Source organism: Pseudomonas sp. CBS, from assembly GCF_024734645.1.
Taxonomy (GTDB): domain Bacteria; phylum Pseudomonadota; class Gammaproteobacteria; order Pseudomonadales; family Pseudomonadaceae; genus Aquipseudomonas.
Window position 1 is genome coordinate 2,519,542 of record NZ_CP102929.1, and the last position, 21,874, is coordinate 2,541,415.

Below are 21,874 nucleotides of genomic sequence, written 5' to 3' on the forward strand. Positions count from 1 at the left end.
CCGTAACGAAAACTTTACGAATTCCAGTAACTTTTCCTACAGATCCGTGCCGCATGAGGATAGCTTCCTGGCCCAGGCGGCGTATCAATAGGCTCATCCCAGGACATAACAAGAACGAATGCCTAGCAGGAGAGCAGTATGAAGCAGACGCAGTACGTGGCCCGCGAGCCCGACGCGAACGGTTTTATCGACTACCCGCCCGAAGAACATGCGGTGTGGAACACCCTGATCACGCGCCAACTGAAAGTGATCGAGGGCCGCGCCTGCCAGGAATACCTGGATGGCATCGACAAGCTCGGCCTGCCCCATGACCGCATTCCGCAACTGGCGGAAGTCAACAAAGTGCTGGCCGAGACCACCGGCTGGCAAGTCGCCCGGGTGCCGGCACTGATCCCCTTCCAGACCTTCTTCGAACTGCTCGCCAACAAGCAGTTTCCGGTGGCGACGTTTATTCGTACCCGTGAAGAGCTGGATTACCTGCAGGAACCGGACATTTTTCACGAGATCTTCGGCCACTGCCCACTGCTGACCAACCCCTGGTTCGCGGAATTCACCCACACTTACGGCAAGCTCGGCCTGGCCGCCACCAAGGAACAGCGCGTGTACCTGGCGCGCCTGTACTGGATGACCATCGAGTTCGGCCTGGTGGATACGCCCGAAGGCCGGCGCATCTACGGCGGCGGCATTCTGTCTTCGCCCAAGGAGACCGTGTACTGCCTCTCGGACGAACCCGAGCACCAAGCCTTCGACCCGCTGGAAGCGATGCGCACGCCGTACCGCATCGACATCCTGCAACCGCTGTACTTCGCCCTGCCCAACCTCAAGCGCCTGTTCGAAGTGGCGCAGGAAGACATCATGGGCATGGTTGAACGCGGGATGCAGCTGGGTCTGCACGCACCGAAGTTTCCGCCCAAGCCAAAAGCGGCTTGAGCTGCGGCTTTTCGGGCCAGGTGAGTCTGTTCCCTGGCCCCGCGTTGCTTTAGGGTGACGCCACTGACGACCGTTTTCCAAACACTCGATTTCAGGAATCCTTACATGACCACCTTGAACCAAGCCCACTGCGAAGCCTGCCGCGCCGACGCCCCGCAAGTCAGCGACGAAGAGTTGCCGGTGCTGATCAAACAGATCCCCGACTGGAACATCGAAGTACGCGATGGCGTGATGCAGCTGGAAAAGGTCTTCCTGTTCAAGAATTTCAAATTCGCCCTGGCCTTCACCAACGCCGTGGGCGTGATCTCCGAAGCTGAAGGCCATCACCCGGGCCTGCTCACCGAATGGGGCAAAGTCACCGTGACCTGGTGGAGCCACTCCATCAAGGGCCTGCACCGCAACGACTTCATCATGGCCGCGCGCACCGACGAAGTGGCCAAGGATGCCGAGGGCCGCAAGTAATGCATTTTGACGCGATTGGCCGGGTGCCCGGAGACCCGATCCTCGGGCTCATGGAGTTGTACGCCCAGGACCCAAACCCGAACAAGTTCGACCTCGGCGTGGGCGTGTACAAGGACGACCAGGGCCTGACGCCGATCCCGTACTCGGTGAAACTGGCCGAACAGCGCCTGGTGGAGCGACAAACCACCAAGACGTACATCGGCGGCCATGGCAATGCCGCGTTCGGCACGCTGATCAGTGAATTGGTGCTAGGCGCTGGTTCGCCGCTGCTGAGTGAACGCCGCGCCGGCGCCACCCAGACGCCTGGCGGCACCGGCGCGCTGCGCCTGAGCGCCGACTTTATCGCCCACAGCCTGCCTGGCCGCGGCGTGTGGCTGAGCAACCCGACCTGGCCGATTCACGAAACCATCTTCGCCAAGGCCGGGCTCAAGGTCAGCCATTACCCGTATGTGGGCAGCGACAATCGCCTGGATGTAGCGGCGATGCTGGCCACGCTGTCCACGGTGCCCAAGGGCGATGTGGTGCTGCTGCACGCCTGCTGCCACAACCCCACCGGCTTCGACCTGTCCCAGGATGACTGGCGCCAGGTGCTGAAAATCGTCAAAGAGCGCGAGCTGCTGCCGCTGATCGACTTTGCCTATCAGGGTTTTGGCGATGGCCTGGAGCAGGATGCATGGGCGGTGCGGCTGTTTGCGGCTGAGCTGCCTGAAGTGCTGATCACCAGTTCCTGCTCGAAGAACTTCGGCCTGTACAGCGACCGTGTGGGCGCGCTGATTGTGTGCGCCGCGAACGCCGAGAAGCTGACGGATGTGCGCAGCCAACTGGCGTTTATTGCGCGGAACTTGTGGTCGACGCCGCCGGATCATGGTGCGGCAGTGGTGGCGACGATTCTCGGTGATGCTGAGCTGAAAAAGCGCTGGGCTGACGAAGTTGAAGGAATGCGGGCGCGGATTGCGCAGTTGCGTTCCGGGCTGGTGGAGGCGCTGGCGCCCCACGGGTTGTCGGAGCGGTTTGCGCATATCGCGGCGCAACGCGGAATGTTTTCCTATACCGGGTTGAGTGCGGAACAGGTGAAGCAACTGCGGGAGAAGCACAGCGTGTATATGGTCAATTCCGGGCGCGCGAACGTGGCGGGGATTGATGCGACGCGGTTGACGCTGTTGGCCGAAGCCATCGCGGATGTTTCCCACACCTGACTGAAGAAACCGGCTCCAAATGTGGGAGCGGGCTTGCTCGCGAAGGCGGTGGGTCAGTCGAATTATCTGGTGACTGACACTCCGCATTCGCGAGCAAGCCCGCTCCCACATTTAGACTGAGTGAGTCTGTGGGTTTGAGGCTCAGCCCGCCACCATTTCGGCCTTTAGTTGCGCCTCTTTCGCCTGGGCATCCGCCAACCGATACAACTCGATATGCCCATCCCAGTGTTCGATCAGCGCCGTGCACGACTCCACCCAATCCCCGCAATTGAGGTAATCCACCTCGCCCACCTTGCGAATCTCCGCATGGTGAATATGCCCGCACACTACGCCGTGCAATTCGCGCTTGGTCACTTCATGGGCAATCGCTTCTTCAAAATCACTGATAAAGCTGACCGCCGTCTTGACCTTGTGCTTGAGGTACGCCGACAACGACCAGTACCCGTAGCCATACCGCGCCCGCCAGTGGTTCAACCAGCGGTTGAGCGTCAGGGTGAACTCGTAGGCCGAATCGCCGAGGAACGCCAGCCAGCGGTGATAGCGGGTGATCACGTCGAACTGGTCGCCATGGATCACCAGTAGATGCCGGCCATCGGCAGTCACATGCACCGCTTCGTCCACCAGTTGGATATTGCCGAGGATCAGCTTCGAATAGCGCCGCAGAAACTCATCGTGGTTGCCGGTGACGTAGATCACCTCAGTGCCGCGTTTGCTCATGGTCAGCAAGCGGCGGATCACGTTGGTATGGGCCTGGGGCCAATACATGCCGCTGCGCAGCTTCCAGCCGTCGATGATATCGCCCACCAGGTAGACCTTGTCGGCGTGGTAGCCCTTGAGGAAGTGCGAGAGGTGTTCCGCCTGACAATCCCGTGTGCCCAAATGCACATCGGAAATCCACAGGGTACGCACGCGTTGCTTGCGGCTGGGTCTGGCGAGTTCGGCGCTGGTCATGGGCATGCCTCACGGGGTTTTCGCGAGCTTGCGCCCACGGGATTAATAGCCCATGACAGTGTTGCGTCAGTCTGATGACAGCGCCCAAGGCCGGTGAAGCGATGTAAACTGCGGGCCTGCCCAGGAGACTGCGATGAGACCCACCCTCACGCTACGCCACTACGTCGAAGAGCCTATCGCCCACAGCCATGACCACGCGCAGCTGGTGTTTGGCCTGTCCGGGCATCTGGACTTCGAGGTGGATGGTCGTGGCAGCCAGGTGCAACACAGCAGCGTGATGGTGCTGCCCTACGCCGCTCATCACGCGTGTATCAGCCGCGATGGCAGCCGCTGCCTGGTGCTGGACGTGCCCGATGAGCACTGGTTGGCGCAGTCCCTGGGGGAGCACGCCGACGCCAGCCGGCGCTTGCTCGACCGGTCCGCTCACCTGACCCTCGACAATCGCCAAAGCCAACTGGTGCAGTGGCTGGCGAGCAGCCCGGTGGACGACCCGCTGATCGCCCAACAAGGCGCCGTGTTATTGCTCGCCAGCCTGAATTTCGTACAGCCGCTGGCGATCAAGCGCCTGCCCTATGCCGCGTTCGATGCGCACATCCAGCGGCACGCCGCACACCCACTGCAAGTGGCCGACCTGGCGAAGATCGCCGACCTGTCCGCCGCCCGCCTGCATGCACGGTTTATGGCGGAATGCGGGCAGACGCCGATGGACTACCTCCGTACCCGGCGTTTGCAGATGGCGCGCGGCCTGTTGCGCGACAGCCAATTGCCCATCGGCGAGATTGCCGTGCGGGTTGGCTACGCTTCGCAAAGTGCGTTTGCTGCGGCGATGTTGCGCGAGTTTGGCCTTTCGCCCCGAGCCTTCAGACGAGCACCGCCCGGCGTAGGAGCTGTCGAGCCTTAGCGAAGCTGCGATGCAGGCGCCGCGGTCCAGCAGGCACACCGTGGCGATCCCTTCGCAGCCTCGCCAAGGCTCGACAGCTCCTACAGCAAGAGCCCTGCGACAAAACCCGCGAGCCCAACGACAGACGCAAATGCCTGCAACCCTCTAGACTGCGATCCTGTAAACCCGTTGTCTAAGGATCGCAATGACTCCCCGCACAGCCCTCGGCGCCCTGCATATCGGCGCATTGATGTTTGGCCTCACTGGCGTGTTCGGCAAGCTGGCGGCCGCCTCGCCGGCAATTATCGTGTTCGGTCGCGCCACGTTCGCGGTGCTTGCCCTGGCGATCTTTGCGCGTTTCGCCAGCAATACCCCCTGGCAGAAGCTGCAAGCCCGCGACTGGCGCCGCCTGCTGGTCAGCGGCCTGTTGCTGGCGGGGCATTGGGTGAGTTTTTTTATTGCGGTGAAGGTCGCCGGTGTGGCCATCGCCACCTTGGGCTTCGCCACCTTCCCAGCCTTTACGGTGATTCTCGAAGGCCTGATGTTCCGCGAGCGGATTCGCGCCAATGAAATCCTGCTGGTGGTGCTGGTGAGCATCGGTCTGGTGCTGGTCACGCCGGACTTCAATCTCGCCAGCCAAGCCACCAGTGGCCTGTTGTGGGCGGTCGGTTCCGGCTTGCTGTTCTCGCTGCTCTCACTGAACAACCGCGCCAGCGGGCGTATTCCACCGGTGCAGGCGGCCTTGTACCAGAACGTGGTGGTCGCGCTGTGCCTGTTGTCGGTGGCTACGCCCGGGCTGGCGGAGGTGCGCGCATTGGACTGGCTATGGATCGGCCTGCTGGGTGTGTTTTGCACGGGCCTCGCCCACAGCCTGTTTGTCGCCAGCCTCGCAGTGCTCAAGGCGCGCACCGCCGCGGTGGTGTTCGCCATGGAGCCGGTGTACGGCATCACGATGGCCTGGCTGCTGTTTGCCGAAACCCCGACCCTGCGCATGCTGATGGGCGGCGCGCTGATCATCGTCGCCATCGTGGTGTCCGGCCTGATGGGCAGCGCCAAACCGGCCAAGCAGCCGGCCGCCACAGCCGAGGTTCATTGAGTACGGTCGTTGTGCCCCAGGTCCCGCTGCGGGTCGATCTGGTCCCGCACCCGTTGCTTGAGCACCTTGGCTTCCGGGAAGCCGCCGTCCGCTTTGCGCTCCCAGATCTGCACGCCATCGCAAGTGATGCGAAACGCGCCGCCAGTGGCCGGCTCCAGGGCCACTTTGCCGAGGTCATCGGCGAAGGTACTCAACAGCTCCTGGGCCAGCCAGGCGGCGCGCAGCAACCACTGACATTGGGTGCAATAAGTGATGACAATCTCGGGTTTGGCCGCTGACATGAATTGACTGGCTCCTGCTTGGCGGATTGAAAGGATCGAGTGGCTATAATACCGGCCTTTATCGTCCAGCCTTGAGATTGATGATGCGCCGCCTGTTGTCCTGCCTGTTGCTGTGCCTGTTCCCTGTCCTCGTCCAAGCCGTCGAAAACCCACGTCCGAAGATCGGCTTGGTGCTCTCCGGCGGCGCCGCCCGTGGCCTGGCGCACATTGGCGTGCTCAAGGCCCTTGAGGAGCAAGGCATCCACATCGATGCGATTGCCGGCACCAGCATGGGCGCGGTGATCGGCGGGCTGTATGCCTCGGGCTACAAGATCGATGAGCTGGAAAAACTCGCACTGAATATCGACTGGAAGCTCGCCCTGTCCGACGCGCCGCCACGGGAAGATGTGCCGTTCCGGCGCAAGCAGGATGACCGGGATTTCCTGGTCAAACAGAAACTCAGCTTCCGCGACGACGGCAGCCTGGGCCTGCCACTGGGGGTGATCCAGGGCCAGAACCTGGCCTTGCTGCTGGAAAGCATGTTTGCCCACACCAGTAACGTACGGGATTTCGACAAGCTGCCCATCCCCTTCCGCGCCGTGGCCACCGACATTACCAGCGGTGAAAAGGTGGTGTTCCGCAAAGGCCACCTGCCCCAGGTGATCCGCGCCAGCATGTCGATCCCGGCAGTATTTGCCCCGGTAGAGCTGGATGGCCGGCTGCTGGTGGACGGCGGCATGACCGATAACATCCCGCTGGATGTGGCGCGGGAAATGGGGGTCGACATTGCCATCGTCGTCGACATCGGCACCCCGCTGCGCTCGCGCAAGCAACTCAACACCGTGGTGGACGTGCTCAACCAGTCCATCACCCTGATGACCCGGCGCAACTCCGAAGAACAACTCAAGGCCCTGGCCCCCCGCGACGTACTGATCCAGCCGTCGTTGGCCGCCTACGGCGTGACGGATTTCGGCCGCGCCAAGGACATGATCGACGCCGGCTACCGCGCCACCCGCGCCCTCGACGTCCGCCTGGCACACTTGCGCCCGGCCGAGCCGGTGGATCCGTCACTGGTGGCCGCCCGCACACCCGGCGAGCGCAACCCGGTGATCACCGCGATCAAGGTGGAGAACGACTCCAAGGTGGGCGACGAGGTGATCCGCTACTACATCCGCCAGAACCTCGGCGAGCCTCTGGACATGGCCCGCCTGCAAACCGACATGGGCACCCTGTACGGCCTGGATTACTTCGAGCAGGTGCAATACCGCGTGGTGAAAAAGGGCAAGGACAACACCCTGGTCATCAGCGCCCGGGGCAAACGCAGCGGCACCGATTACCTGCGTCTGGGCCTTAACCTGTCGGATGACATGCGCGGCGACAGCGCCTTCAACCTCGGCGCCAGCTACCGCATGAACGGCATCAACCGCCTCGGCGCCGAATGGCTGACGCGGGTGCAGATCGGTGACAAGCAGGAGCTTTACAGCGAGTTCTATCAGCCGATGGACACCGGCTCGCGCTACTTCGTCGCGCCCTATATCAGTGCCCAGGCGCAAAACGTTGAGCTGATCGAAGACAACAACCCGATCTCCGAGTACCGCCTGGAACGCTACGGCTTCGGCCTGAACGTGGGCCGGCAGATCGGCAACAGCGGCGAGATTCGTTTCGGCGTCGGCGAGGCCTGGGGCAAGGCGGATGTGCGCATTGGTGACCGGGATTCGCCGAGCATCAACTTCAGCGAAGGCTTCTATGAGCTGAAGTACTCCTTCGATTCGTTCGACAACGTGTACTTCCCTCATACCGGCGAAGACATCGGCTTGGCCTTCCGGGAGTTCGAACCGGGGCTGGGTTCGGATCAGCGCTATCGCCAGTGGGAATTCAAGCTGGACAAGGCCATGAGCAGCGGCCCGGACACACTGATCCTCGGCGGGCGTTATGGGCGCACCCTGGATAAGTCGGACGTGGTGATTTCCAGCTTCCTGCTGGGGGGCGCACGGCAGTTGTCGGGCTTTCGCGAGGATGCGATTGCCGGGCAGAACATCAGCCTGATGCGTGCGGTCTACTATCGCCGACTGACACCGCGATCCTATTTGCCGCTGGACTTCCCGTTGTACCTGGGCGCGTCACTGGAGCGCGGGCGGGCGTGGAACAACGACAATGAATACGACAGCGGGTACATCAACGCCGCCAGTATTTTCCTGGGGTTTGATACGCCGCTGGGGCCGTTGAATTTCAGTTACGGGTTTAACGATGACAATCAGCAGGCGGTGTACCTGAACCTGGGGCAGACGTTCTAACCAAAAGCCTCCCCCCGTAGCAGCTGTCGAGCTTTAGCGAGGCTGCGTCAGCCGCGCCACGTTATTAGACCGAGGCGCGGCTCACGCAGCCTCGCTAAAGCTCGACAGCTGCTACGAAAGGCAAGGCGCAAGGTACGAAAGGCAAGGCGCAAGGCAATCGAAACGGGGATCAGGACTTCTCGAGATTTCCGAGGATGTGTTCATGCACCCGCATGCACACCCGCAGATCCTCTTCATCGACGCCCAAAAACAGCTCATGGCGCAAGGCCGTGGCAATGGTTTCAATCTGTTCGATCAACGGCTTCGCGGTGTCGCACAGCACGATACGCTTGGCGCGGCGGTCTTCCACCACGGCCTGGCGTTGCACCAAGCCTTGGCTTTCCAGGCTATCGAGCAAACGCGCCAATGTAGGCCCTTCTACCCCGACACTTTGCGCCAGCTCACGCTGGGTCGGCGGTTCGGTAAAGCGGGCTAGATGCAGTAGCACCAGCCAGCGAGCCTGGGACAGGCCCAGACCGGCCAAACGACGATCCAGCTCGGCACGCCAACCTCGGGACATCTGCGCCAACTGCATGCCAAAACGGTGTTGATCGGTTAACGGCATAAAAAACTCATGGATTAGACTGAAAATAAAGTGTGGCTAATTATTAGTCAGCTAAGCATGACCCATGCCAGTAGGCAAGACCCGGTATGTACTGATTCGTTACATTGTCGTAATTGGCACATCAAATCTCGAATTCCGACTGCAAAGCGGCCCTGACGCAGTACAAAACGCCTTCAGGCACACGCCCGGCAAACAGCGGCGCAATCTCGGAAACCGGTGGCAATTCGCCTTCTCCATCCAGGAATGCATCCTGGATTTCGCCAAGCAAATCTTCCGGCAAATCAAGGGCCTGCTCCAACGACAACTGCTGCTTGCCGATGGACTCGGCCAGCAAGGTGTAGACGTTCTTTTCCGAACACTGCAACTGCCCGGCGATCTGGACTGGGGTCATGCCGGCACGGGCCAGGCTGATCAGCTCGTGGCGGATATCGGCGACCTCTTTCGGCGCCTCGACCTGGCCGCCGAGCACTTCGAGGAACGCCTGGCCGTAACGCTCCAGCTTGCGCGCACCCACGCCGCTGACCCTGGCCATCTCGCCCAAGGTGGTGGGATGCTCGCGGAGCATTTCCAGCAAGGTGGAGTCGGGGAAGATGACGTACGGCGGAACGCTGTGTTCCTGCGCCAGCTTCTTACGCAGCGCGCGCAAGGCTTCCCACTGTTCGCGCTCTTCGAAGCGCACCAGTTGGCTGGCCGGGCTGGTGCTGGTTTTGGGGGTGGTTTGCGGCTTGAGGTCGCGGCGCAGCTCCAGGCTGACTTCGCCCTTGAGCAGCGGCCGGCAACTGTCGTTCAGGCGCAGGCCGCCGTAGCCTTCCAGGTCGATGTCCACCAGACCACGGGCGACCATCTGCCGGAACAGCGAGCGCCATTCACCTTCGGCGCGGTCCTTGCCCACGCCGTAGACCGAGAGTTTTTCGTGGCCGAAGCTGCGAATCTTCTCGTTGTCCTTGCCCAGCAGCACGTCCACCAGATGGCCGACACCATAACGCTGGCCGGTACGGTAGATCGCCGACAACGCCTGACGCGCCGGTTCGGTGGCGTCCCAGGTCTGCACGCCATCCACGCAGTTGTCGCAGTGGCCGCAGGGTTGGGGCATGTCTTCGTCGAAGTAGGCGAGCAAGGTCTGGCGACGGCAGCGGGTTTCTTCACACAGCGAGAGCATGGCGTCGAGCTTGTGCTGTTCCAGGCGCTTGTGGCGCTCGTCGCCTTCGGAGTTCTGCAGCATCTGCTTGAGCATCACCACGTCTTGCAGGCCGTAGACCATCCAGGCATCCGCCGGCAGGCCATCACGGCCGGCACGTCCGGTTTCCTGGTAGTACGCCTCGAGGGATTTGGGCAGGTCCATGTGGGCCACGAAACGCACGTTGGATTTGTCGATGCCCATGCCGAACGCGATGGTGGCGACCATGATCAAGCCTTCCTCGTTGAGGAAGCGCTTCTGGTGGTACGCCCGCAGCTCGTTGGGCAGGCCCGCGTGATACGGCAGCGCCGGGTAGCCTTGCTCACTGAGGAATGCGGCGACCTCGTCGACTTTTTTGCGCGACAGGCAGTAGACGATGCCGGCGTCACTGCGCCGATCGGAAAGGAACGCCAGCAACTGCTTGCGCGGCTGTTCCTTGGGCACGATGCGGTAAAAAATATTCGGCCGGTCGAAGCTCGAGAGAAACCGCTCAGCGTTTTGCAGGTGCAGACGCTCGACGATTTCTTCGCGGGTACGTTTGTCGGCGGTGGCGGTCAGGGCGATGCGCGGGACGTTGGGGAACAGCTCCGCCAATTGGCCCAGTTGCAGGTATTCGCGACGGAAATCGTGGCCCCATTGGGACACGCAGTGGGCTTCGTCGATGGCGAACAGGGAAATTTCCAGGCTCTGCAGGAACGCCAGCATGCGCGGCTGCACCAGGCGCTCGGGGGCGAGGTAAAGCATCTTCACTTCGCCGCGCTTGATGCGGGCGGCGAGGTCGCGTTGCTGTTCGGCGCTGAGGGTGGAGTTCAACGCGGCAGCCGCCACGCCGAGCTCTTCCAGGGTGGCCACCTGATCGTCCATCAAGGCGATCAACGGCGACACCACCACTGCAAGCCCCTCACGCAGGAGTGCCGGCACCTGGAAACACAGCGACTTGCCGCCGCCGGTAGGCATCAGTACCAGGGCGTCACCGCCGTTGGCCACGCGCTCAATGATTGCACCCTGGCGGCCACGAAAACTGTCGTAGCCGAAGATGTCCTTGAGGACGCGTTGAGCCTGCTCGAGCATGAAAAACTCCAAATATCGCCGAAATCCCTCTGTACAGGCTGGTCGAAAAAGCACGCTTGAGCGGGAAATAATCCGTAAGCGAACTTTTCCCGCGACTGGCGCTTGGCCTGTAGGGGCATCACAAAACGCGGCAGTATACCCGAGGGTCACCCGGCAAAGGGTGCCGTTGGTGAATTGCACAGGCCCATTAAATGGCCCGAAATGCTGGGAATTCATTCCGTCAGGCAGACCCAATTGTCCCCTTCGCGAGCAAGCCCGCTCCCACAAGCTGGCCTGGGCGCTCAAGAAAGCCTAGAATTGCCCATCGTTTATTCCCAAGGTAGTCCGTCAATGTCCTTCGCTGAGCAACTAACCCGCCTGCAAGCCTTCCTCGATGCCGATGAGCTGCACGACGAGGCGCTGGACTACGTGGCCGCCCACGGCTATCTGACCGCGCTGTCGATCTGCTCCGATGTCGTGCCTGATCGTGAATGGATCGACGCACTGTTCTCTGAAGAGCCTCACTACAGTGATGCCGCCCAGCGCGAAGAAATCGAATCCACCCTGCTGGCCCTCAAGGCTCACATTGGCCGCCAACTGGCTTCCGATGAAGAGTTCGAACTGCCTTGCGACCTGGACCTCGGTGAAGACCCGGACGATTCCGAACTGCGCGGCTGGTGCATCGGCTTCATGGAAGGCGTGTTCCTGCGTGAAGAGGCCTGGTTCGAAACGGCTGAAGAAGAAGTCAGCGAAATGCTGCTGCCGATCATGGTCGGTTCCGGCCTGTTCGACGAGCAACCTGAGTTCTCCGACATCGCCTCCGACGCCAACCTGATGGACGACATGATCGTTCAGATACCGGAAGCGCTGACCGCCCTTTACCTGCTGTGCAACGCACCTGACGAAAAGCCGGCGATCCTCAAGCCTCGCCACCACTAAGACCGTTGCCCGTGGCGCCCATGGGCAATCGCTCTGTGATCACGCGTTACGTTCTGCTGGCCATCGGCTGGCTGAGCGTAGTGTTTGGGGTGATCGGCATTTTCCTGCCGGTGCTGCCCACGACTCCCTTCCTTCTGCTGGCTGCCGCCTGCTTCGCCCGTAGCTCCCCGCGCTTCTACCACTGGCTGGTGGAACACCCGCGCCTGGGGCCGTGGATTCGTGACTATCTGGATGGCAACGGGATTCCGCTCAAGGGCAAGGTGTATGCCATTGGGTTGATGTGGGTGAGTATCGGTTTTTCCTGCTACCTGGTGCCGCTGATCTGGGCGCGAGGGTTCATGCTGACCAGTGCGGTGTTGGTGACGGTTTATATTTTGCGACAGAAGACATTGCCCAAGGCACCGCAGGACTAAATGTGGGAGCGGGCTTGCTCGCGAATACGGTGGATCAGTCAGCACATGTATCGGCTGACACACCGTATTCGCGAGCAAGCCCGCTCCCACATTTTTGATCCAGTGGCTTCAGAGGGATCAACGCATCGGCGGCAAGCCATACGCCGCCAGATCAAACTCCGCCAACTTGCGAATAATCTGGTCAGCATGGTGATACTTGCTGTCCGCCATCGCCTCATCCGGCACCGCAATCGCGGTCATGTGTGCAGCCTTGGCCGCCGTCACGCCAAACGGCGAATCCTCAAACACCAGGCAATCCTCTGGTGCCACACCCAACCGACGCGCCGCCGTGAGGAAGATATCCGGCGCAGGCTTCGCAGCTCCCACTTCCGGGTCATCCGCGGTCACGATAGTGTCGAACAGCCCAAACCATTCACGGTGCAACGTGGTTTTATGACCAAACGAATTACGTGACGAACTGGTGCCCACGGCAATCGGAATGTTATGCGCCTTCAAGTGCCGCACCAGCGCTTCAGCGCCCGGCATGCCCAACGCCTTGGGGAAACGCTCGCTCATCAACGGCTCGCGGATCACCAGGAATTCGGCGGGCGTAATCGGCAGGTCCAAAGCCTTGACCACGTAGTCGGCCAGGTCCTGGGCGCCGCGACCAATGATGTGCTGCTTGATCCCCCAGTCATAAGTACGGCCGTAGCGTTCGGCGATGATCTGTGTAACTTCGGTGTAGATGCCTTCTGTGTCCAGCAACAACCCGTCCATATCGAAAATGACAGCCTTGATCGGGACAGCGGTACGCGGTGCATTCATCACTACAGATCCGTGGGCAAAAGGACTAAAAGGATTCAGCACAATAACGGCCCGCCTTGCCTGCAAGCAACCGTTAAGCTTCCGACCGACAGTACTGCCCTTTAGAATATCTGCCTTACCCATGGAAGTGCCCCCAATGCTCTACCGCCTTTGCGCCGATGGCCTGGTGCTGTTTCATTTGTCGTTCATTCTGTTCGTGCTGTTTGGCGGTTTGCTCGCCCTCAAATGGCGGCCCGTGATGTGGCTGCACTTGCCCGCGGCTGCCTGGGGCGTTGCGGTGGAAGTGTTCCACCTGCCCTGCCCGCTGACCCGCTGGGAAAACCTGTTTCGTCATTTGGCCGGGCAGGATGGTTATGGGGGTGGCTTCATCGAGCATTACATCCTGACCCTGATCTATCCGGCCGGGCTGACGCCGCAGATTCAATTGGGGCTGGGCGCGCTGGTGCTGTTGATCAACATCGCGGTGTATGTGCGGTTGATCAAGCGCCGCTAGGCAGACAGCCGATGCCCTCCAATGTCGCCTCAACCGCTTCATCCAGAGGCGTGTGCGGTTCGCTGCCTAGCACCTGTACCAGGCGGCGGTTATCCATGCGTACCTCGGTTTGCCACAGGTAGCGCATCTCCTGCATCTCGCGGAAGGTGGTGACAAAGGGCGCGGCCAGTTTCAGCAGCCACCATGGGAAGGCCCTGACAGAAGGCTGGCGGCCGGTCCTGCGTGACACCACCCGCTGAATCGCCTGGCTCATCTGCCGACCGTCCGCATCAACATGCCCCGCCATATGAAAACGGGCGAAGGCATCAAGGGTGTCGCGGCGTGCAATCAACTCGACCATGGTTCTCGCCACGTCAGGCAGGTAAGCCCACTGATGCCCCACGCCTGGCGCCCCTGGATAGCTCACGTTGGCCACCGGCTTTGCGGGTTTGACCAGGCCTTGGGAAAACCAGCTGCTGCCGGCCTTGGCGCCGAAAAAATCGCCTGCCCGCACGATCAACACCCGGGCGCCCTGCTGGGTCGCCTCAAGCAAACGCTGCTCCATCTCCACCCGGATCGCGCCCTTGCGGGTAAGTGGATGCTGCGGCGAATCTTCCTCCAACCGCGCAAAGGCATCCGGCCCGAAGTTGTACACCGTGCCCGGCAGGACAATCGTCGCCCCTTCAGCGATTGCCGCCGCGATGCTGTTGTCGATCATCGGCAACACCCGTTCTGCCCAGTGCTGATAACCGGGCGGGTTGACCGCATGCACGATCACCGAACACCCCTTGGCCGCCGCGATGACTTCCTCACGGTTCAGCGCATCACCTTTTATCCAGGTGAAATCGACGTTCTGCTTGTGGGCCTTATCCACATCTCTCGTCAGGGCGCACACCTGCCAGCCCGCAGCGAACAACTGCCGTGCCACCTCACCACCAATCCCGCCCGTCGCACCCAAAACCAGAACCTTGTTCATGCCTTTTCCCCTGAGGGTTGTTGGATGGGACGATTCTGTTCGTCGGCGAGCTATAGAGGAATTGCCGAAGATGATGCAGACGCTATACATTTATGCATGGCATCAAATATTGGCTGGGAGCTTTACCGGTCATTCCTCGGGGTACTCAAGGAAGGATCGTTGTCGGGGGCCGCACGGCAGCTCGGCATCACTCAACCCACGGTCGGGCGGCACATCGCTGCGCTGGAGAAATCCCTGAACATGGTGCTGTTCACCCGTTCCGCCAGCGGCCTGCTGCCCACGGCCGTCGCCCTCACCCTGCGCACCCACGCCGAAACCATGGAAACCACCGCCGCCGCACTCGAACGTGCAGCCTCGCCCCAAGGCCCCGAAGTACGCGGCGTGGTGCGGGTGTCCGCCAGCGAAGTGATCGGCGTGGAAGTCCTGCCGCCGATCATCACCCGCCTGCGCCGGCAGCACCCGCACCTCAAGGTCGAACTGGTGCTGAGCAATCGCCTGCTCGACCTGCTGCAACTGGAGGCCGACATCGCCGTGCGAATGGTCCGACCCAGCCAGGAGCAACTGCTGGCGAAACGTATCGGCGTTATCGAAGTCGGCCTGCACGCACGCAACGACTACCTGCAACAACACGGCACGCCTCAGAGCCTAAATGATCTCGCAGCCCATTCAGTCATCGGCTACGACCAGGAAAGCGCCTTCATCCGCAGCCTGGCCGTCAAAGGCTTCGAGCGCAGCGCCTTTTCCCTCAGCAGCGACAGCGACCTCGCACAACTGGCCCTGATCCGCGCCGGCGCCGGTATCGGTGGCTGCCAGGTCAAACTGGCCCGGCAAGACGCCCGCCTGAGCCGAGTCCTGCCGGACGCATTTGCCCTGCAACTGGACACCTGGGTCACCATGCACGAAGACCTGCGCAACAGCCCGCGTTGCCGCGTCACCTTTGATGCCCTGGTGGCCGGTTTGCAGCATTACGTACAGGATTGAGACAGCTTCGCTGGTGAAGAATCAGAGTCCCTCAAACCCTTCATAGACGCCCCCATGTCCGAAGCCTTCGAAGTCCCCAGCCCCCACGAAAAACACGTTGAACATGCGACCGAACATGCCCACCGCAGCGGGGACAATTTCGCCAGCCGCATCGCCGTGATGACCGCCATCATGGCCACCGTCGGCGCCATGCTCAGCTACCAGGCCGGCTCAACCGAAAGCGAAGCGGCGATGGACAAAAACAACGCCGCCATCTTCAAGACCGAAGCCGCCAACCAATGGAACTACTACCAGGCCAAATCCAGCCGGCAGAACCTCGCCGAGCTGGCGACCCATATTCCGGGGGTTGATGCCAAGCACTACACCGACGAGATCGAGCGTTACAAAACCCAGAAGGAAGACGTGCGCAAACAAGCCGAAAAGCTTGAAGCCACCTCGAAAGAATGGGATGAAAAGTCCGAACAGGCACTGCACCAACATCACCGCTGGGCACAGGCGATGACCGCGATTCAGATCGCGATTTCGTTGGCGGCGATCACGTTGCTGACAAGGAAGGAATGGTTGAAGCGCATGGCATACACCGCTGGCAGTGTGAGCGTGGTGCTCGGCGGGATGGCCTGGCTGCATATTTAAGCTTCACCCCGGCATCGCTATATAGTAAAACGCATAACGCCTGACACTATAAAGCCGAGGAAAAGCCGGTGACCGCACAATCATCCAAGGAAGCTGTGGGCGTCGCCTACAGCATCGAGTCAATGCGCTACGCACAGGCCATGACCTGGCGCGCCATCGAAGCGCTGTCCAGGCTCATCCGCCCCGGCATGCTCGAATCCGAAGCCCGCGAACTCGGCAAAAAAGTCCTCGCCGACCTCGACATGCAGCGCATCTGGCACCCCCTGCTGGTGCGCTTTGGCGCCAACACCCTCAAGACCTTCAAGGAACGCTCCGACGGCGACCCGGTGCCGGGGGAAAACGACATCTACTTCATCGACATGGGCGCCGTGTGGCAAGGCCATGAAGGTGATGCGGGGGCGACATTCAGCACCGGCAACGACCCAGAGATGGCCGCGTGTGCGAGCGCGGCAAAAGCGTTGTTTGATCGGGTTGAGCAGCGCTGGAGGAACGACAAAGTCGTCGGCCTGGAGCTGTATCGTTTTGCCGAAGAACAAGCGAAGGAAATGGGTTGGGTGCTGAACCTGGACATCAAAGGGCACCGCGTCAGCGATTTCCCCCATGCGATTTATCGTGGCGGTGACCTTGGGGATTTTGACCAGTATCCCAATGAAGGGCTGTGGATCCTGGAGATACAGATCGCGCACCCGAGCGGGGCTTATGGTGCGTTTTACGAAGATTTGCTGGCTTAACTTTTCAAGGAATAAAGATGGAACGCTCGACCGAATTTCCCGTGCTGTTGTTTTCCTACGGCACGTTGCAGGACAAGGCTGTGCAGTTGGCCAACTTTGGGCGGGAGTTGGTGGGCCAGCGGGATGCGATGCTGGGGTATTCGACAAGCTGGGTGGAGATTACCGATCCTGAAGTGTTGGCTGCGAGTGGCAAGACCCATCATCCGATTGTTTCGCCGAGCGGGCGGAATGAGGACAGTGTTGAAGGGATGGTATTTCAGATTACCGAGCAGGAACTGGCGGCGGCGGATGCGTATGAAGTGTCGGACTATAAGCGGGTTTCGGTGGGGTTGGCTTCGGGGTTGACGGCTTGGGTGTATGTGCAGGCTTGAGAGCGTGCAGTTGGTCAATCGGAGTGATTTCCTACAGATCAATCTGAAAGTATGCCCTGCCCGCTTCGTAATGCCAGGTCTATAGTCTTTCGGTCGCCGTCATGGCGACCGAGTTTGGCGACTCGAAGACAAATCTGAAAACTAAAACTCTGCGATCCAGTTTTTCAGGCGACGGCTGTTTTATGAAGGTCTAACTTGAAAAAGGTTAGCTATTTTTCTATTTGTCTCAGATGGACTCCCGCATGAATCAATATATGGCACTCACCAGCAACGACTGCACCACACCCGCCCTTTTCGTAGACACCACAGCACCGCTGGATGTCCTGCTTGATGCTGCAAACTATCGGATTCGCGCCGTAACCCAAGTTCTAGAAAACCTGGCGCTGCGTGCAGAAATCAGTAGTGATACGGTCGTGCTGGGCGACTTTTCCTTGCTCTGCGCAATTCCGTTACGCGATGGATGCGATCTGCTGGATGTCATAGGTCGGAGGATGGCAGCGCAGTATTCCTGAACCCATTGGCTTGACCCCGCAAAAACGAAAAAGGGACGACCTCTCAATCATCCCTTTTTGCGAACATTACCCAACCTAAACGCAACGTGTGCCACGAGCCTTATGCTCGTACTCCCACCCCTTACACGCCAACCCTACATGCTTGGGAATCAGAGCGGCCCCGCTGCTGTAGGAAGTAATGGTCCTACGAGTGAAGCCTAGTTCCACAGCCGCAGCGGAGAGCGACAGATTGTTGCTGAGCATCCACTTTCTGAAGTCCTGCGTCAGCATGACCTCGCCGGACTGTTCCAGCGCCAAACGATGCAAGGTGACGGAGGACAACTCCAGGTCATTGCCCCAAGTCACGTCAAAGCCCCACTCACCGACTTCAACCCGACCAAATAGAGCCAAGTCCTGAAGGGGTTTTAGAATCGGGAAGGTATTTATGTGATCAGTGAGATCAACGGTGTGCCGTTTACCGTTATTCCACTCAATTTCGATGGCATGCTTGCCGGCAACTGGTTGCACAGCAGAGATGCGAAGCTTGCTGGTCATAAGTCAGTTCCTCCGGTTTTGTTCATTCCATACGCGCCAAAGATCAGTGGTATGGACTCTTGCCCAAAGCAGGGCAGCTTTCAAGGCCTTGGTTTCGGCACCTTTGCCGAGAACCACCAGCCCTTCTATCTGAACCAACGACTCTCCGTCCGGCGTTTGCACGTGAAAGTGCGGCGGCGCGTGGTCGTCGGGATAGATTTTTATTTTCCAGTTTCGTTCACTGTGAAGGGTAGCCATGGGGACAGATGCTAGAGAAAATTTTTCTCTAGCACAACCTGTATTCAAACCCCAGAAACCACAAAACCCCTGATCTCTTTCGAAATCAGGGGTTTTGTTTACATCGAATTTGGCGGTGAAGGAGAGATTCGAACTCTCGATACAATTTCTTGTATACACACTTTCCAGGCGTGCTCCTTAAGCCACTCGGACACTTCACCGTATCTCGTCAAACTGATTCAGTCTGTCGAGGCGCGCTAATGTAGTCGAAAGCTTTTCCGATGGCAAAGGTTTTTTTCAGAATTTTCATGCGCTTAGGCGGTTATGCCGTTCCAGACCTCTCCGGCTCCGTGCACACCACGGCGATTCTGCCATTCTCGGGCACTCGCGGCGCTTGTCTATAGTAGCTGCTGCGCCCTGCCGAAGGCCGCCTGCGGGCGGGCATGGAGGAAAAGTCTGACTGGGTAGTCAGTCATGGCGCTTTACCAGGGCGGGCGCGGTGGGTAACGTCTGCCGTCTGTCCTCTATTACAAGCATTACAAGGAATCGCGTCATGAGTGAGTTGATTGCCTACCACCTCGAAGACGGTATCGCGACCCTGACCCTGAGCAACGGCAAGGTGAATGCCATTTCGCCGGCAGTGGTCAGTGCGTTTAATGAAGCGCTGGATCAGGCCGAGAAAGATCGGGCGGTGGTGATCATCACGGGCACGCCGGGGATTTTGTCCGGTGGCTATGATTTGAAGGTGATGACCGCCGGCCCTAAAGAAGCGGTGAGTCTGGTGACGTCAGGTTCGACCCTGGCCCGTCGCCTGTTGTCACACCCGTTCCCGGTGATCGTGGCGTGCCCTGGGCACGCGGTGGCCAAGGGCGCGTTCCTGTTGCTGTCGGCAGATTACCGGATCGGTGTGGATGGGCCTTTCAGTATTGGCCTGAATGAAGTGATGATCGGCATGACCATGCACCACGCCGGGATCGAGCTGGCGCGGGATCGTCTGCGTAAGTCGGCCTTCCACCGCTCGGTGATCAATGCCGAGATGTTCAACCCGCAGGACGCGTTGAGCGCCGGGTTCCTGGATAAGGTGGTCGCGCCGGAAGAATTGCAGGCAGCCGCGCTGGAAGCGGCTCGCCAATTGAAGAAGATCAATATGAACGCCCACAAGCACACCAAGCTGAAGGTGCGTAAGGCGCTGCTGGAAGCCCTGGATGACGCGATCATTCAGGACCAAGGCCACTTGGGTTAAATAAAACCTACGCCTGCTGAATCGAAGCCCGACCTTGAGTCGGGCTTTTTCTTACAAAGAATTCCGGTTTGCCTACAACCGCTCTAGACAGTGTCTGTCACGGCACGTTGAAACATGCGCTTAAACATCGCCTATCTTCCGACTCTATAGGGGCAATTGCCGAATACAGTGCACATCCGTACACTGCGCCACCTTTTGTCCCGATGGGCTGTGTCGATGCTTTTTTTGTTACGCATGTTGTTGATGGGCCTGCATTTTATGATCGCCGGCGTGCTGGGCGTGCTGCTGGGGATCTGTCGGCCGTTCAATCCGGACAACAGCCGTTACTGCGCACGCCTGTATGCCGTGCCGGCGATGTGGCTGTTGCGCCTGCGGGTGAAGGCTGAGGTCGACTCGCTGCGCAACAAGCCCAGCAGTTGCGTGATCATCGCCAACCATCAGTCCAACTATGACCTGTTTGTGTTCGGCACGGTGGTGCCCTACCGCACGGTGTGTATCGGCAAGAAGAGCCTGAAGTGGGTGCCGTTGTTTGGGCAACTGTTCTGGCTGGCGGGCAATGTGTTGATTGACCGGGGCAATGCGCACAAGGCGCGGCGCTCGATGCTGACCACCACACACACCTTGCAGCATGCAGACACCTCGATCTGGGTGTTCCCGGAGGGCACGCGCAATTTCGGCGAAACCCTGCTGCCATTCAAGAAAGGCGCGTTCCAGATGGCGATCGCCGCGGGTGTGCCGATTGTGCAGGTGTGTGTCAGTACCTATGTGAAACAGATGAAGCTCAACCGCTGGAACAGTGGCGATATTCTGATTCGCTCGCTGCCGCCGATTCCTACGAAGGGGCTGACGATGGATGACATGCCGCTGTTAATGCAGACCTGCCGCGAGCAAATGAAAGATTGTATTGAAGCAATGGACCGAGAGTTGGAAATCGCCCCCCGTAGGAGCGAGCTTGCTCGCGAAGGACGTTAACGACTACGCGCTCATTCTGGATTAACCCGCCGCTCTCAGGTTTTTCGCGAGCAAGCTCGCCCCTACAGAGGGCGCGTTCAGGCTAAGCTGCGCAACAACTGTCATCCAATAAAGAAGCGATCAGCACTATGGGTAGAGTTGTTGCGGCCGCCGTCTATAGCGCCGGAAAGAAAGTCACTGATATCACCCTCGACGAAGGCGCCGCCTGGGCCGCCAAGCCCGACCACTTTGTGTGGATCGGCCTGGAAGAGCCCAGCGCCCTGGAACTGGCCAACCTGCAACGCCAGTTCAACCTGCACGAACTGGCCATCGAAGACGCCCTGGAAAAACATAGCCGCCCCAAGCTTGAAACCTTCGGCGACGCGCTGTTTATCGTGACCTATTCGCCGGTGCGCGATAACGGCAAGCTGGAGTTTATCGAGACCCATATCTTTGCCGGCAGCGGCTATATCATCACCGCCCGCAACGGCCACTCGGCGTCCTACGGCTACGTGCGCCAACGTTGTGAGGCGCGGCCACTGTTACTGGAGCATGGGGAAGATTTCGTACTCTATGCGCTGCTGGATTTTGTTACCGAGAACTACCAGCCAGTGAGCGAGGCGATTCATGCCGAGGTCGATGAGCTGGAACGCAACGTGTTGTGCAACTCCCTGAGTGAAGCGGATATCCAGAAGCTCCACGGTCTGCGCCGCGATGTGCTGCGGCTGAAGCGCTACGTGGCGCCAATGGTGGAGATCAGCCAGGAGTTGCAGAAACTGAGCTTCCCGTTTATCGACAAGAACATGCGCCCGTACTTTCGCGATGTGCAGATTCACGTCACGCGGCAGATGGAAGACCTGACCACCCTGCGGGATATCGCCAGCCAGACCATCGAGATTGGGGTGTTGCTGGAAGCCTCACGCCAGAGCGTGGTGCAACGCAAGTTTGCCGCATGGGCAGCGATTCTGGCATTCCCGACGGCGGTGGCCGGGATCTACGGGATGAACTTCCAGAACATGCCGGAGCTGCAATGGCACTACGGCTATTTTGCGGTGCTGGGGTTTATTGCGGTGGGGTGTACGAGTTTGTGGGCCAGCTTCAAGCGTTCAGGCTGGCTATAGGAAAACTGCTGTTGTGGCGAGGGAGCTTGCTCCCGCTGGGGTGCGAAGCGCCCCCAAGGCTTGCGACTGCTGCGCAG

25 protein-coding genes and 1 tRNA gene are annotated in these 21,874 nt (G+C 60.0%); 17 read left to right on the forward strand and 9 right to left on the reverse strand.

What is annotated here, in order from left to right; all coding sequences use genetic code 11:
* Nucleotides 1-138 precede the first annotated feature (138 nt).
* From phhA to NVB75_RS11200, 3 genes are all read left to right on the forward strand, one after another.
* Nucleotides 139-930 (forward strand): phenylalanine 4-monooxygenase, encoded by a 792-nt coding sequence (gene phhA, locus NVB75_RS11190; protein WP_063028067.1) that lies wholly within the window; start codon nucleotides 139-141, stop codon nucleotides 928-930.
* A 105-nt stretch (nucleotides 931-1,035) separates the two neighbouring features.
* Complete coding sequence (locus NVB75_RS11195) at nucleotides 1,036-1,392, forward strand: 4a-hydroxytetrahydrobiopterin dehydratase (RefSeq protein WP_003214616.1); 357 nt, start codon at nucleotides 1,036-1,038, stop codon at nucleotides 1,390-1,392.
* Nucleotides 1,392-2,588 carry an amino acid aminotransferase gene (locus NVB75_RS11200; RefSeq protein ID WP_258347174.1) on the forward strand — a complete coding sequence of 399 codons (1,197 nt, stop codon included), beginning with the start codon at nucleotides 1,392-1,394 and terminating at the stop codon, nucleotides 2,586-2,588. The genes NVB75_RS11195 and NVB75_RS11200 overlap by 1 nt, the downstream gene beginning before the upstream one ends.
* 141 nt (nucleotides 2,589-2,729) lie before the next feature.
* Here NVB75_RS11200 and NVB75_RS11205 read toward each other — a convergent pair whose 3' ends face one another.
* Nucleotides 2,730-3,539: a UDP-2,3-diacylglucosamine diphosphatase gene (locus NVB75_RS11205; RefSeq protein WP_258347175.1), complete on the reverse strand. Its 810-nt coding sequence runs from the start codon at nucleotides 3,537-3,539 to the stop codon at nucleotides 2,730-2,732.
* A gap of 133 nt (nucleotides 3,540-3,672) precedes the next feature.
* Here NVB75_RS11205 and NVB75_RS11210 point away from each other — a divergent pair, with 133 nt between their 5' ends.
* Both NVB75_RS11210 and NVB75_RS11215 read left to right on the forward strand, forming a co-directional pair.
* On the forward strand, nucleotides 3,673-4,440 hold the full coding sequence (locus NVB75_RS11210) for an AraC family transcriptional regulator (RefSeq protein ID WP_258347176.1): 768 nt from the start codon (nucleotides 3,673-3,675) through the stop codon (nucleotides 4,438-4,440).
* A 184-nt stretch (nucleotides 4,441-4,624) separates the two neighbouring features.
* Nucleotides 4,625-5,515 carry a DMT family transporter gene (locus tag NVB75_RS11215; protein ID WP_258347177.1) on the forward strand — a complete coding sequence of 297 codons (891 nt, stop codon included), beginning with the start codon at nucleotides 4,625-4,627 and terminating at the stop codon, nucleotides 5,513-5,515.
* On the opposite strand, the gene NVB75_RS11220 is transcribed toward NVB75_RS11215, so the two are convergent.
* The gene (locus NVB75_RS11220) at nucleotides 5,509-5,796 is read right to left on the reverse strand and encodes a SelT/SelW/SelH family protein (protein ID WP_003214624.1); all 288 of its coding nucleotides are present in this window, start codon (nucleotides 5,794-5,796) and stop codon (nucleotides 5,509-5,511) included. The two genes, NVB75_RS11215 and NVB75_RS11220, sit on opposite strands and share 7 nt — an antisense overlap.
* 83 nt (nucleotides 5,797-5,879) lie before the next feature.
* Between NVB75_RS11220 and NVB75_RS11225 the strand changes: the two genes are divergently transcribed.
* Nucleotides 5,880-8,069: a patatin-like phospholipase family protein gene (locus NVB75_RS11225; protein WP_258347178.1), complete on the forward strand. Its 2,190-nt coding sequence runs from the start codon at nucleotides 5,880-5,882 to the stop codon at nucleotides 8,067-8,069.
* Nucleotides 8,070-8,238: 169 nt separating this feature from the next.
* Here the strand turns inward: NVB75_RS11225 and NVB75_RS11230 are convergent, their stop codons facing one another.
* Entirely contained in the window at nucleotides 8,239-8,673 is a 435-nt protein-coding gene (locus NVB75_RS11230) for a MarR family transcriptional regulator (RefSeq protein WP_258347179.1), read from the reverse strand.
* Between the two features lie 121 nt (nucleotides 8,674-8,794).
* Nucleotides 8,795-10,921 carry a DNA helicase RecQ gene (gene recQ, locus NVB75_RS11235; protein WP_258347180.1) on the reverse strand — a complete coding sequence of 709 codons (2,127 nt, stop codon included), beginning with the start codon at nucleotides 10,919-10,921 and terminating at the stop codon, nucleotides 8,795-8,797.
* A 330-nt stretch (nucleotides 10,922-11,251) separates the two neighbouring features.
* Here recQ and NVB75_RS11240 point away from each other — a divergent pair, with 330 nt between their 5' ends.
* Both NVB75_RS11240 and NVB75_RS11245 read left to right on the forward strand, forming a co-directional pair.
* Nucleotides 11,252-11,839 carry a YecA family protein gene (locus NVB75_RS11240; RefSeq protein WP_017477430.1) on the forward strand — a complete coding sequence of 196 codons (588 nt, stop codon included), beginning with the start codon at nucleotides 11,252-11,254 and terminating at the stop codon, nucleotides 11,837-11,839.
* A 20-nt stretch (nucleotides 11,840-11,859) separates the two neighbouring features.
* Complete coding sequence (locus NVB75_RS11245; protein WP_258347181.1) at nucleotides 11,860-12,252, forward strand: YbaN family protein; 393 nt, start codon at nucleotides 11,860-11,862, stop codon at nucleotides 12,250-12,252.
* A gap of 117 nt (nucleotides 12,253-12,369) precedes the next feature.
* Here NVB75_RS11245 and NVB75_RS11250 read toward each other — a convergent pair whose 3' ends face one another.
* The gene (locus NVB75_RS11250) at nucleotides 12,370-13,056 is read right to left on the reverse strand and encodes an HAD-IA family hydrolase (RefSeq protein ID WP_177043010.1); all 687 of its coding nucleotides are present in this window, start codon (nucleotides 13,054-13,056) and stop codon (nucleotides 12,370-12,372) included.
* Nucleotides 13,057-13,192: 136 nt separating this feature from the next.
* Between NVB75_RS11250 and NVB75_RS11255 the strand changes: the two genes are divergently transcribed.
* Entirely contained in the window at nucleotides 13,193-13,549 is a 357-nt protein-coding gene (locus tag NVB75_RS11255; RefSeq protein ID WP_258347182.1) for a DUF2784 domain-containing protein, read from the forward strand.
* Here NVB75_RS11255 and NVB75_RS11260 read toward each other — a convergent pair.
* On the reverse strand, nucleotides 13,536-14,504 hold the full coding sequence (locus tag NVB75_RS11260) for an SDR family oxidoreductase (RefSeq protein WP_258347184.1): 969 nt from the start codon (nucleotides 14,502-14,504) through the stop codon (nucleotides 13,536-13,538). The two genes, NVB75_RS11255 and NVB75_RS11260, sit on opposite strands and share 14 nt — an antisense overlap.
* A 96-nt stretch (nucleotides 14,505-14,600) precedes the next feature.
* Here NVB75_RS11260 and NVB75_RS11265 point away from each other — a divergent pair, with 96 nt between their 5' ends.
* From NVB75_RS11265 to NVB75_RS11285, 5 genes are all read left to right on the forward strand, one after another.
* Nucleotides 14,601-15,485, forward strand: coding sequence for a LysR family transcriptional regulator (locus NVB75_RS11265; protein WP_258347185.1), 885 nt, complete (start codon nucleotides 14,601-14,603; stop codon nucleotides 15,483-15,485).
* A gap of 54 nt (nucleotides 15,486-15,539) precedes the next feature.
* Nucleotides 15,540-16,118 carry a DUF4337 domain-containing protein gene (locus NVB75_RS11270; protein WP_102369684.1) on the forward strand — a complete coding sequence of 193 codons (579 nt, stop codon included), beginning with the start codon at nucleotides 15,540-15,542 and terminating at the stop codon, nucleotides 16,116-16,118.
* Nucleotides 16,119-16,186: 68 nt separating this feature from the next.
* Entirely contained in the window at nucleotides 16,187-16,849 is a 663-nt protein-coding gene (locus tag NVB75_RS11275; protein ID WP_258347186.1) for an aminopeptidase P family protein, read from the forward strand.
* 17 nt (nucleotides 16,850-16,866) lie between these two features.
* The gene (locus NVB75_RS11280) at nucleotides 16,867-17,220 is read left to right on the forward strand and encodes a gamma-glutamylcyclotransferase family protein (protein WP_017475765.1); all 354 of its coding nucleotides are present in this window, start codon (nucleotides 16,867-16,869) and stop codon (nucleotides 17,218-17,220) included.
* A gap of 242 nt (nucleotides 17,221-17,462) precedes the next feature.
* Nucleotides 17,463-17,732 (forward strand): short-chain dehydrogenase, encoded by a 270-nt coding sequence (locus tag NVB75_RS11285; protein ID WP_087692753.1) that lies wholly within the window; start codon nucleotides 17,463-17,465, stop codon nucleotides 17,730-17,732.
* Nucleotides 17,733-17,807: 75 nt separating this feature from the next.
* On the opposite strand, the gene NVB75_RS11290 is transcribed toward NVB75_RS11285, so the two are convergent.
* The 3 genes from NVB75_RS11290 to NVB75_RS11300 all read right to left on the reverse strand — a co-directional run bounded on the left by NVB75_RS11290 (nucleotide 17,808) and on the right by NVB75_RS11300 (nucleotide 18,703).
* Nucleotides 17,808-18,266, reverse strand: a complete 459-nt coding sequence (locus NVB75_RS11290) for a DUF2442 domain-containing protein (RefSeq protein ID WP_087692754.1) — start codon at nucleotides 18,264-18,266, stop codon at nucleotides 17,808-17,810.
* Between the two features lie 3 nt (nucleotides 18,267-18,269).
* The gene (locus tag NVB75_RS11295; protein ID WP_169385986.1) at nucleotides 18,270-18,503 is read right to left on the reverse strand and encodes a DUF4160 domain-containing protein; all 234 of its coding nucleotides are present in this window, start codon (nucleotides 18,501-18,503) and stop codon (nucleotides 18,270-18,272) included.
* A gap of 110 nt (nucleotides 18,504-18,613) precedes the next feature.
* Nucleotides 18,614-18,703 (reverse strand) — tRNA-Ser (locus tag NVB75_RS11300).
* A 332-nt stretch (nucleotides 18,704-19,035) separates the two neighbouring features.
* On the opposite strand from NVB75_RS11300, the gene NVB75_RS11305 reads away from it, so the two are divergent.
* From NVB75_RS11305 to NVB75_RS11315, 3 genes are all read left to right on the forward strand, one after another.
* Nucleotides 19,036-19,725, forward strand: coding sequence for a crotonase/enoyl-CoA hydratase family protein (locus NVB75_RS11305; protein WP_076015114.1), 690 nt, complete (start codon nucleotides 19,036-19,038; stop codon nucleotides 19,723-19,725).
* A gap of 216 nt (nucleotides 19,726-19,941) precedes the next feature.
* Complete coding sequence (locus NVB75_RS11310; RefSeq protein WP_258347188.1) at nucleotides 19,942-20,697, forward strand: 1-acyl-sn-glycerol-3-phosphate acyltransferase; 756 nt, start codon at nucleotides 19,942-19,944, stop codon at nucleotides 20,695-20,697.
* A 128-nt stretch (nucleotides 20,698-20,825) separates the two neighbouring features.
* Nucleotides 20,826-21,797, forward strand: a complete 972-nt coding sequence (locus tag NVB75_RS11315) for a magnesium and cobalt transport protein CorA (RefSeq protein ID WP_017475769.1) — start codon at nucleotides 20,826-20,828, stop codon at nucleotides 21,795-21,797.
* Nucleotides 21,798-21,874: the final 77 nt, after the last annotated feature.

Bases quoted from the DNA above. Each gene is read 5' to 3' on its own strand.
- phhA (WP_063028067.1), top strand. From the start codon at position 139: ATGAAGCAGACGCAGTACGTGGCCCGCGAGCCCGACGCGAACGGTTTT.
- NVB75_RS11195 (WP_003214616.1), top strand. From the start codon at position 1,036: ATGACCACCTTGAACCAAGCCCACTGCGAAGCCTGCCGCGCCGACGCC.
- NVB75_RS11200 (WP_258347174.1), top strand. From the start codon at position 1,392: ATGCATTTTGACGCGATTGGCCGGGTGCCCGGAGACCCGATCCTCGGG.
- NVB75_RS11205 (WP_258347175.1), bottom strand. From the start codon at position 3,539: ATGACCAGCGCCGAACTCGCCAGACCCAGCCGCAAGCAACGCGTGCGT.
- NVB75_RS11210 (WP_258347176.1), top strand. From the start codon at position 3,673: ATGAGACCCACCCTCACGCTACGCCACTACGTCGAAGAGCCTATCGCC.
- NVB75_RS11215 (WP_258347177.1), top strand. From the start codon at position 4,625: ATGACTCCCCGCACAGCCCTCGGCGCCCTGCATATCGGCGCATTGATG.
- NVB75_RS11220 (WP_003214624.1), bottom strand. From the start codon at position 5,796: ATGTCAGCGGCCAAACCCGAGATTGTCATCACTTATTGCACCCAATGT.
- NVB75_RS11225 (WP_258347178.1), top strand. From the start codon at position 5,880: ATGCGCCGCCTGTTGTCCTGCCTGTTGCTGTGCCTGTTCCCTGTCCTC.
- NVB75_RS11230 (WP_258347179.1), bottom strand. From the start codon at position 8,673: ATGCCGTTAACCGATCAACACCGTTTTGGCATGCAGTTGGCGCAGATG.
- recQ (WP_258347180.1), bottom strand. From the start codon at position 10,921: ATGCTCGAGCAGGCTCAACGCGTCCTCAAGGACATCTTCGGCTACGAC.
- NVB75_RS11240 (WP_017477430.1), top strand. From the start codon at position 11,252: ATGTCCTTCGCTGAGCAACTAACCCGCCTGCAAGCCTTCCTCGATGCC.
- NVB75_RS11245 (WP_258347181.1), top strand. From the start codon at position 11,860: ATGGGCAATCGCTCTGTGATCACGCGTTACGTTCTGCTGGCCATCGGC.
- NVB75_RS11250 (WP_177043010.1), bottom strand. From the start codon at position 13,056: ATGAATGCACCGCGTACCGCTGTCCCGATCAAGGCTGTCATTTTCGAT.
- NVB75_RS11255 (WP_258347182.1), top strand. From the start codon at position 13,193: ATGCTCTACCGCCTTTGCGCCGATGGCCTGGTGCTGTTTCATTTGTCG.
- NVB75_RS11260 (WP_258347184.1), bottom strand. From the start codon at position 14,504: ATGAACAAGGTTCTGGTTTTGGGTGCGACGGGCGGGATTGGTGGTGAG.
- NVB75_RS11265 (WP_258347185.1), top strand. From the start codon at position 14,601: ATGGCATCAAATATTGGCTGGGAGCTTTACCGGTCATTCCTCGGGGTA.
- NVB75_RS11270 (WP_102369684.1), top strand. From the start codon at position 15,540: ATGTCCGAAGCCTTCGAAGTCCCCAGCCCCCACGAAAAACACGTTGAA.
- NVB75_RS11280 (WP_017475765.1), top strand. From the start codon at position 16,867: ATGGAACGCTCGACCGAATTTCCCGTGCTGTTGTTTTCCTACGGCACG.
- NVB75_RS11285 (WP_087692753.1), top strand. From the start codon at position 17,463: ATGAATCAATATATGGCACTCACCAGCAACGACTGCACCACACCCGCC.
- NVB75_RS11290 (WP_087692754.1), bottom strand. From the start codon at position 18,266: ATGACCAGCAAGCTTCGCATCTCTGCTGTGCAACCAGTTGCCGGCAAG.
- NVB75_RS11295 (WP_169385986.1), bottom strand. From the start codon at position 18,503: ATGGCTACCCTTCACAGTGAACGAAACTGGAAAATAAAAATCTATCCC.
- NVB75_RS11305 (WP_076015114.1), top strand. From the start codon at position 19,036: ATGAGTGAGTTGATTGCCTACCACCTCGAAGACGGTATCGCGACCCTG.
- NVB75_RS11310 (WP_258347188.1), top strand. From the start codon at position 19,942: ATGCTTTTTTTGTTACGCATGTTGTTGATGGGCCTGCATTTTATGATC.
- NVB75_RS11315 (WP_017475769.1), top strand. From the start codon at position 20,826: ATGGGTAGAGTTGTTGCGGCCGCCGTCTATAGCGCCGGAAAGAAAGTC.